The sequence below is a fragment of the Geminocystis sp. genome, assembly GCF_041753295.1.
Taxonomy (GTDB): Bacteria; Cyanobacteriota; Cyanobacteriia; order Cyanobacteriales; family Cyanobacteriaceae; genus Geminocystis.
In genome coordinates this window covers 1-9,544 of record NZ_JBGSUU010000095.1, presented here as the reverse complement: position 1 = coordinate 9,544, position 9,544 = coordinate 1, and the positions used below count along the sequence as shown (strand labels likewise).

Genomic DNA, 9,544 nt, shown 5'->3' with positions numbered 1-9,544 from the left:
GGTCAGTAATTTAACAGAAGAAATAAGGAAAATATTAGGATATTTTAGTAAAAAATGTCAAAAATATTATAGTTATTAGACAGACAAGAAATAAACAAGAAAAAAGAATAGGCAAAATCAAAATAAGGTCAAAAAAGCCTTTATTTGTGCTGTCAAAAAATAAAAAAGATAGTCAAACAATTATAATTTTTAGTCAGAAGACAAAGATTTTCTATATCTGAATAAAAGTTAGATATAATTCAAGTATTGTTTTTTGCGAACTACATAATGAAGTGCGGAATGTGGGTTTAAATTATTTATTTGATGACTGTGGTGGGTGGAAATTAACTTTAGAAAAATATAAAAAATTAAGACAAGAAAAAATAGAAGCTGAATACAAAGCTAAAACAAAAGCAGTAAACACTCAAGCTAACAGTTTATGGTTTTATGAGGATAACGACTAAAAGTTATTTGATAGACAATTGATAGACATAATTTGTTTATTAATTGCCTATCACCTTGAAAACTCGTTAATTTAGAAAGATGGACAAATGATAGACAAAAATAATTAAAGTTATTGATTTATCTAGGGTTTAGCTATTTTTATTATCTCTGACACGAGGATTAACTGACCTCGTAACAATGAAAAATAGGTTTAATTTTAGATGCCGGGAGGCGGAATTGAACCGCCGACACGAGGATTTTCAGTCCTCTGCTCTACCGACTGAGCTATCCTGGCTGACTTTCGTCATTTATTTAATATAACGAAGTTTAGTTATAATTGCAAGTTTTTTACTCAAATTTTTAAAAAATTCCTAAATAATGAACAAAAAAAGAACTTTGTTAATACTCGAAAGGTTGAGAATATAAGGATTTTTTAGAATATATAAATATTACTGATCATGATTATCTTCCCCGAATTACTCCGTCAACTACAGGACGAATACCATTACCTTCAAAAGGAGAAGAGTTACCATCCCAGTTAAAGTCACTGATACGCAAATTAAGTGAGCCTAATTGTAATACAGGATTGTAACGAATCAAAATATTATAAGTTCGACGACTATATTCTAAAAAGTAGTCTGTGCTAATTTCTTGATTGGTTTTGACGTTAATAAAACTCTGTAATCCCCCCCGTAATGGACCATAAATTTGTTGGGTTAATCCTAATGATAATACTTGATCATCGGCAGCACGATCAAAAAAGAAAGGGGATAAATCTCCTCTGATGCCTTGACTAAAGCTAACATTAAACCCTGTATAGTCTAAAAAAGGATTAGAAAAGTGTCCAAATTGTCCTTGTAAACCAAGCGTAGCGGTGAGATTGGGTTGGGTATCTCCATTACTGTAATAACTACCTACGGCGGTTAAACCTGTATTCAAACTTAAATAAGGTGCGATGGGTGTCGATGTATATTTTAAACCTTTTTCTGGAGTTGCTTCTAAAGGTTGTCCGCTCCATAACAAGATATTTCCGTTTAAAATACCAGCACCTTGAAAACGAGTTAAATTGGTCAGACTATCTCTAGGATTTTTCCCTAGTAATTGTTTCCTGTCTGTATCTGCTGTAACATTTTGAATTGAACCTTGATAGATAAAGCCAAAAGGTGATTTTCCTAATGGAATATAAGGGGAAGTCGCTACTAATCCATAACTTTGTTGTACGGTTTGAAATCCTAATGAACCATTAAAAAGACGATCTCTGTAGTTGTATTGTAAACTAAAGTTATAGGGTGATTGTAAATTACCTACTTTATAGTTTAGTTGAGTAGAAGCACGAAGCCGATTATCGATGTTGTCTAAGTCTAATCCTGTTACATTGATTAAAGCATTGAGATTTGTACGCTCATTAAAATCAGTAGTAACTTTAGCGACTAAACCATAACTAGAGGGATTGAGTAACCCACCATTATCGTCGGGATTAATAGCATTATCATCCACGAAAGAATCAGGGAAAAATGCTCTTTGTAATAGAATTTGAGGGGTAAGGGTAAAAAGAGTTTTCTCATCGCTGTAAATTTCAAAATCTCTTTCAATAAATAAACCTCCTAAATCTTCTCCGTCAAAACCGATAGAGAATAAGCCGGGGCGACGATTTCGGCGATCGAATATTAGGCGATCTTGAAACAAAGGAATAGATAATCGTTGATCGAAGACTAATCGAGACTTAGTAGTGGTTAATTCGTCTTGAAATGGCGATATATTCCTTAATTTGGCGGTATCTGCTCTAATTTCAAATTCTGGAGGAGAAAAAGGATCATTGGTAATACGAATATTCGTTGCGCGCCAGCCGTCACTATCGAAATCCATTCTTTCGGCTTGGAAACGAAAACGGTTAATTTGCCCTCCACTTTTTGTAACGGGCGCACCGCCGCTTTGTTGTACTAAAGATAAATCTCTTATGCTACCTACCGCAAAACCAAAACCTTCGGTGGAAACCACTCTTCTTAGGGGTTGGTTTACTTCAAATTGTCGGCTCAAAGGTTGTTGAGGTAAAGGATTATTGGCGGTATCTACCTGAAAGTCTTGACTTAAACTTGGTTGATATATTTCTCCGTTAGCATTAAATATAATTCCTTGATCTTGCACAAAGTAGTATTCAAAGCGATCACCTCTGAGGGTTTGATCTCCTCGTTTTAAGGTAACATTTCCTTGAGCTACGGCAATGCGATCAACTAAATTGACTAAAACTTCGTCTGCGATTAAGATGCCATTAGAGAAGCGAATAACAACGTTTCCTTTCGCTTTGACAATTTGTTGTAAATCTAGGTATTCTTGTTCATCAGCTAAAATTTCTACTACATTAGGAGAATTAGGCGAATTATTTTGAACATTATCAGATTTTGGGTTATTGTCTAAGTTATTATTAATATTTTGACTGTTATTGGGGATATTTTCAGAATCTTGGACAATGTCAAAAGAAGAAGAATTTACATCAAAATCAAACTGTCGAGAATTACCGTTACGAGTGGTAGTAATTAATCGTTTGGTAGTCAAGAATTTTAGGGAAGTTTTTTCATCAATTTTAAAAGAAGATAGAGGATTATTTACTGATAAACTAAGAGGCTTTCCTAATTCTTCGGCTGTAGTTTCTGGAGGATTTTCTACAACAATATTTATAGGGATATATTCTAATTTTTTTTCTACTAAATTATTCGTAGAAGAGGAATATTTTTTTTCAATGTTATTATTAATAATCTCGTTATTTTCTGCTACAACTTTTTTTTGATTAGTTAAGTTTAAAGATTGTTTATGAATATTTAGAGGAGTAATTTTTCCCTCGTCTAAAGGAATTTGAGATTGGGACGTTAAATTAGAAGATAATGGCTGAATATTTGTATCGTTAAGTTTTTCTTTATTTAAAAGAATTTTTCCTTCTTTATTTAAAGTTTCTGAAGATGAATTAACGTCTAGGGGAGTAAATTTGATATTTTCAGGGGATAATTTTGCTTGAGAAATTAAATTTAAAGACGATGAATTAGGGGAAAAAACTTTTACTGATTTGCTATTATCAATTATAATATTTTCTTCTGTTACAGGCACAGATGATTGAGAATGATTAATTTCCGTCAATTCAGACGTATCAAAATTATGAGGGGTGGCGGCAATCAATACACTACTAATAATGGGAATCATTGGCTCAATATCTAGCTAAATTAATATAATCGATCAAGTAAATTAAGTATTAAAACTCATCAACTTAAGTATAATCGAGAATTGATAATTAATTCTATGACTAAATTTGTTAAGGCTTAAAAGAGTTTACTTTTGACAAAATTATGGACATAATAATATAAAATCAACTTTTTTTCAAGACATTTTTTTCTTTGTCAACAAATTACGCTAACTTTTTTTTCAGTTTAATCATTAATTACTAATTATTATTCTTCTTATTATGAATCTTCAGACAATTATTAATGAATTAAGAAAATTAACAGAATTAGAAATACAAAATAATTGGTATATTTCTGATGAAGATTTAGATAAACCACCGTTAAATATAACCGAAAAATGGCTCAAAGGAATAGTTAATGAAAAGAATTATTTAGTATGGGAAAAAGGTAGTAAAGTTAGATGGTTTAGTCAAAAAATTGTTATTCCTGAAAGTTTAAATAATAGTTATCCTTTAAAAGGTTTAAGTTTAAGAATTGCCTTGACATGGTGGGCGCAATCAGCACAAATTTTCGTTAATGGTGAGTTAGTTTGTGAAGGAGATTTATTTGATTCTTCTACCCGCATTTTATTGACGGAAAAAGCAGAAAAAAGTCAAGAATTTATCATTAGTTTACGATTAATTAGTCCACTTCATGACATTGGTGGTTTAATGGCTTCTAAATGTCTTTATGAAAGCGATTATGATAATATTGATCCTAGTTTTGTTGCTAATGAATTAACAATTTTAGCTAAATATATTGATAGGTTTTACCCTGAAGAAAAAATAATTTTAGAAACTGAAGTAAATAAAATTAATTGGCATAATGTTGATAATCAACAACTTTTTCATGAATCTTTAAATAGTATTAGAAATTCTCTTTTATTTGCATCTAATCATATCAAAGAACGTAACTTTTATTTACTCAGTCATGCTCATTTAGATATGGCTTGGTTATGGACTCTTAAAGAAACTTATGAAGTTGCTCAAAGAACTTTTAATTCTGTTTTAAATTTACAAAAAGAACATAAATACTTAACTTTTGGACATACAACAGCTTATCTATATCAATGGATAGAAAGCCATAATCCCTATTTATTTATCCAAATTCAACAAGCTGTTATTAATAATCAATGGGAAATTTTAGGAGGAATGTGGGTTGAGCCTGATGTAAATTTAATTAGTGGAGAATCTTTAGTTAGGCAGTTATTATATGGGCAAAAATATTTCTTAGAAAAGTTTGGTAAATATAATAAAGTGGCATGGTTGCCTGATACTTTTGGTTTTCCTTGGCAGTTACCACAAATTTTACTACAAGCTGAAATTAATTATTTTGTCACGGGTAAGTTACATTGGAATGATACTAATAAATTTCCTCATGGTTGTTTTTGGTGGCAATCTCCTGATGGTAGTCGCATTTTCTCGGCTATGTCTCCTCCGAATGTTGCTGGAGTGATGGATACAAATCCCATTACCATGACTAACTATAGTGTTGATTGGGAAAGTCAGACGGGTTTAAAAGATATTTTTTGGCTTCCGGGAGTTGGTGATCATGGTGGAGGGCCTACTCGTGATATGTTAGATGTAGGAAAACGTTATGAAAAATCGCCTTTTTTCCCCGAAGTAAATTTCACCACAGCACAACAATATTTAGATAAAATTAGTAGTATTTCTCCTCAAGATTTTCCAGTATGGAATAATGAGCTTTATTTAGAGTTACATCGTGGTTGTTATACCACTCAGGGGAATCAAAAATATTTTAATCGTTATTGTGAAAGGTTACTTTATCAAGGAGAATTATTCTTAACAATAGCTACAATCTTATATAAAAAATATAATTTTCAATTTGATACTTCTAGTAATAATCAACAAAAAATCAATCAAATTTGGCAAAAAGTTTTATTAAATCAATTTCATGATATTTTACCCGGCACTTCTATTAATTCTGTTTTTACCGAAGCAAATCAACTTTGGGAAGAAGTTATTAACGATACTCAATCTATTTTAGATGATAGCTTAAAAGCGATCGCCAGTTATATAAATTTTGAGAAAATCGAAGGAGAAAATAGTCAAACAATCGTAATTTTTAACGCCTTAAATTGGGAAGTATCAAAAATTATTGAGTTAGATATAGAAGGAGATAAATACCAAATATTTGAAGAGGAAGGAAAACAGTTAAAGACGCAAATTTCTCACAATGGCAAGTTACTATTTTTAGCGGAAAATATCCCTAGTATTGGTTATAAATCCTTTTATTTAATACCTAATTCGGTTAGTTGTTTGGATATTATAGAAAATAATAACTCTAAAAATAATTTAATTATTAACAATAATATCTTTTCTACATTTGATTTTATTTTAGGGAATAATTATGTAAAAATTATCATTGAGGAAAAAACAGGTAATTTAATCAGTTACTATGACAAAATTAATAAGGAAGAAATTTTAGGAGGTTATGGTAATGAGTTACAATTATTTGAAGACAAAGGACAATATTGGGATGCTTGGAATATTAATCCTGATTATGAAAATTATCGATTAGAAAATCCAACCTTAAAATCAATTCAATGGTTAGAAAAAGGAAAACTTAGACAGATAATAAGAGTAGAAAAAAGTTTTAAAAGTTCAAAATTTATTCAAGACTATATATTAGATTTTAATTCATCAATATTAACCATAAAAAATAAAGTCTATTGGCAAGAAGATTATACCTTATTAAAAGTAAGTTTTCTTTTTAATATTGAGAGTAATTTCGTTACTTATGACATTGCTTGTGGTAATATTAAACGAACAACAAAGCCTGAAACACAGATAGAAAAAGCACAGTGGGAAGTTTATGGACATCAATGGGTTGATTTAAGTAATAATAATTATGGAGTAAGTTTACTTAATAATTGTAAATATGGTTATGATGTAAAACCAAATCAGTTACGATTAACTTTGTTGCGTAGTCCACGATGGCCTGATGAAAAATGTGATCGAGGTTATCATGAATATATTTATAGTTTATATCCTCATAAATATGAGTGGAAAAAAGCAAATACAGTCAAAAAAGGATATGAATTAAATACTGATTTACAAGTTTTATTTTTAGATAAGAATTTATCACAGTTACCTGTTTTACCCCCTACCACAGAATTAATTAATATCAAGGAGAAAAATTTGATACTTATGGCATTAAAAACCACAGAAAATAATTCTAATAATATTCTTTTGCGAGGTTATGAATGTCATGGAGAATCAACTAATTTATCCTTAGATAATATTTTAGATTTATCCCTAAAAACTAGGGTAAATTTATTGGAAGAGAGAATCAACAATCAAAGTAAATTAATAAAATCTTATCAAATTTTTAGTTTTATTCTCAGTGATGAATGAGTAACAAATTTTTTTATTGAAAATGTCAAAATAATGAATAATGAATAATGAATAATGAATAATGAATAATGAATAGTTAATAATTCTTTGCACCTCCTCTTTCCCATCTCAATTAAACTTTATCAAAAATTATCATCTATGGGACACTTAGATATAAAACAAAATATCCGCAATTGTGGCATTAGCCTTAATCACTGGTATGTGGTAGCAAGTAGCGTGGAAGTAAAAAATCAACCTCTCGGAGTTACTTTATGGTATGAAAACATAGTACTTTTTCGTAATAGTAAAGGAGATATTCAGGCTTTAGAAGATCGTTGTCCTCATAGGCAGGTAAAATTAAGTGATGGTCAAATAGTCTCTGATGACGTAGAATGTGCTTATCATGGTTGGCGTTTTAATGGTGATGGTAATTGTTCTTTTGTACCCTATTTAAGCCAAAAGCAAAAACTACCCAAGTGTCAGTTAAAGCGTTATCAAGTTAAAGAATTTGACGGGTTTATTTGGTTATTTGCTGGAGATGGTGATAGCGAAAATATTAAACCGATGGGATTACCTGAGTGGGAACATCTTAACTATATTTGTAGTGTAACTACTATTGATTGCCCTGGGCATTTTTCTTTTTTGATTGAAAATTTAATGGATATGTATCATGGTCATTTACATGATAATTATCAAGCATGGGCAGATGCTTCTTTAAAAGAAATAACCGCTACAGAAAACAGAATAGATGTTTTATATGATGCTCAAAGTTACTATCGTATCGACAAAATTTGGTCAATTTCTCAGTTATTTTTTCCTGCTTTACGCCGTTTACATTCTGAACCTTTAACGGTAAGTTATGTTTATCCTCACTGGAGTTCAACTTTAGGCAAGGATTTTAAAATTTATTGTCTTTTTTGTCCTATTAATGAAACTACCACTAAGGCTTATTTAATTCATTTTACTTCCTTAGAGGCTTTTTGGCGTTTACATAAATTACCCGTAAGTTTTCGTCGTTTTGTCAAAAATAGTCTTTTTAATACTGCTAAAAGTTTACTTGATGGCTTAGTGAGACAAGATGTTGCTATGATAAAACAAGAACAAGAATCCTTTTTAAATAATCCTTTTCGTCGTAGTTATGAACTTAATCCTGCTATTGCTAAAGTACAAAAGTTAATCTTAACTCAAGGCAGTGACTTTTCCTCATCGTGTTAATGAGAAGAAATAGGAGGTATAGAGAAATACTAATATTTTTCTTTCTTTATTCAAAAATCCTGTTTTTTTTGACAATCTCTAAAGTAAAAATGCTTCCTTTGCCTTCTATACTTTCTACTGTGAGATAGCCTTGATGTTTTTGAGCAATTGCTTTTGCGATCGCCAACCCTAATCCAGTACCTCCAGTTTTTCGAGAGCGATGGCCATCAACTCGATAAAAACGATCAAAAATACGACTTTGTTGATCAAGAGGAATCCCAATTCCCGTATCTTTTACCTTAATTACAGCCTTAAAATCATAAGACTCTAAGCTAATGATTATATCCCCTCCACTGGGAGTATATTGAATGGCATTAGAAATTAGATTAGACACTAAGCGATAAAGTTGAGATTCATCACCAAGAGTATAAATTGCCATAGGGGAAATTTGACTTGTTAAGTTAATATCAGAAGCAATGGCAAATTCTAAAAATTCTTCGGTTAAATCCGTGACTAAATCATTAAGACAACAAGGCTTAAAAGGTTTTTGTGATGAATTTTGCTCAAGACTTGTCAATAGAAGTAAGTCTGTAATTAAGTTACTTAATCTTCGTCCTTGTCGCTCAATAGTATTAAGTAAAGTTTGAGTATTTTGTTGATGATTTCCAAGACAAGTTATTGCTTCTACCGTTGCTAAAAGACTGGCAAGAGGCGATCGCAACTCATGGGCTACATTAGCCGTAAACTGTTGTTGTTTTTCATAAGAACTATAGATAGGTTGCATTGCTAACCCTGAAAGCCACCAGCTAGAAATAGTAACAAAGATTAAAGCAATAAAAAATCCGATCATTAAAATCCATTTAATTCTTTCTGTCTCACCATCGAAAGATATTAATGTACGACCAATTTGCAAGTAACCCCAAGAAGAATGATTTTTTTGATTAATATGACCATCAGTTAAAAATCTGAAATTCTTTAATTGTTAAAGGAATCATCTGAGAAGGTTGATTAACTCGATTGACACATAAAATATTGTTACCATGATCTAAAGAATAACTTCCCACCGTCAAAATTTGAGGAGTTCTTCTTCTCAGTGCTCGTAACCTTGCTAACAATTCTTCCATAATAAAAGGCTTAACCAAATAATCATCAGCTCCAGCATCCAATCCCTTAACACGATTTTCCCATTGCCCCAACGCAGTTAACATTAAAACTGGTAAAGGATTTTTGGCGTTGCTGAATTAAAGTATGATTTTTAGATAAGGTGATGCCGAAGGCACGCTACGCGCACGTATCTTTATTACTCTCTTAAATTATCACAGAGGCGTGCTGTGTACCAGAGCCGACGAGCGATCGCTCGTA

Annotated in this window: 5 protein-coding genes, 1 tRNA gene and 1 pseudogene; 3 read left to right on the top strand and 4 right to left on the bottom strand. The window is 31.2% G+C overall.

Annotated features, from left to right (window positions below):
• Positions 1–272: 272 nt before the first annotated feature.
• Positions 273–443, top strand: a complete 171-nt coding sequence (locus ACEW8E_RS10850) for a hypothetical protein (protein ID WP_373480360.1) — start codon at positions 273–275, stop codon at positions 441–443.
• Between the two features lie 202 nt (positions 444–645).
• Here ACEW8E_RS10850 and ACEW8E_RS10845 read toward each other — a convergent pair.
• Positions 646–718: transfer RNA gene (locus tag ACEW8E_RS10845), tRNA-Phe, on the bottom strand.
• Positions 719–885: 167 nt separating this feature from the next.
• A complete protein-coding gene (locus ACEW8E_RS10840) occupies positions 886–3,615 on the bottom strand; it encodes a DUF3769 domain-containing protein (protein WP_373480359.1) in 2,730 nt (909 codons plus the stop codon).
• A 259-nt stretch (positions 3,616–3,874) separates the two neighbouring features.
• On the opposite strand from ACEW8E_RS10840, the gene ACEW8E_RS10835 reads away from it, so the two are divergent.
• Together ACEW8E_RS10835 and ACEW8E_RS10830 are read left to right on the top strand one after the other, a co-directional pair.
• Positions 3,875–7,009, top strand: a complete 3,135-nt coding sequence (locus ACEW8E_RS10835; protein WP_373480358.1) for an alpha-mannosidase — start codon at positions 3,875–3,877, stop codon at positions 7,007–7,009.
• A 138-nt stretch (positions 7,010–7,147) separates the two neighbouring features.
• The gene (locus tag ACEW8E_RS10830; RefSeq protein WP_373480357.1) at positions 7,148–8,203 is read left to right on the top strand and encodes a Rieske 2Fe-2S domain-containing protein; all 1,056 of its coding nucleotides are present in this window, start codon (positions 7,148–7,150) and stop codon (positions 8,201–8,203) included.
• Between the two features lie 46 nt (positions 8,204–8,249).
• Here ACEW8E_RS10830 and rppB read toward each other — a convergent pair whose 3' ends face one another.
• Entirely contained in the window at positions 8,250–9,128 is an 879-nt protein-coding gene (rppB, locus tag ACEW8E_RS10825; protein WP_373480361.1) for a two-component system sensor histidine kinase RppB, read from the bottom strand.
• 136 nt (positions 9,129–9,264) lie between these two features.
• Positions 9,265–9,357: pseudogene (locus ACEW8E_RS10820) on the bottom strand (DNA-binding response regulator); the annotation flags it as partial.
• Between the last annotated feature and the right edge of the window lie 187 nt (positions 9,358–9,544).